This window comes from Bacillus sp. SIMBA_074 (assembly GCF_046534555.1).
GTDB classification, from domain to species: Bacteria; Bacillota; Bacilli; order Bacillales; family Bacillaceae_G; genus Bacillus_A; species Bacillus_A mycoides.
Genome location: NZ_JAWRYM010000392.1, coordinates 1 through 279, shown reverse-complemented (window position 1 = coordinate 279; position 279 = coordinate 1). Strand labels below are relative to the sequence as shown.

Here is a 279-nt window from a genome sequence, read left to right as displayed (position 1 = left end):
AATCCATTCAACCCTGCAGAAAAAGTATATAGAACCGGGGATTTAGTTAAGCATAACAAAGCTGGGGAATTAGTCTATATAGGCAGAGCGGACGATCAAGTGAAAATAAGGGGATACCGGGTTGAACTATCGGAGGTTAATGTTTCCTTACGAATGATGGAAGAAATCAAGGATAGTTATGTAACGGTATTGGAAGATGAATTTGAGAATAAAAGGCTAATTGCTTATTATACGGTGAGTGATGTGGTTTCGATAGAATCAATCAGAAGACGATTGAAA

At 37.6% G+C, this 279-nt stretch carries 1 protein-coding gene; it reads left to right on the top strand.

The window, feature by feature from the left end:
* A partial coding sequence (locus SB773_RS31280) for a hypothetical protein (RefSeq protein ID WP_410594172.1) occupies positions 1-279 on the top strand: 279 nt, incomplete at both ends.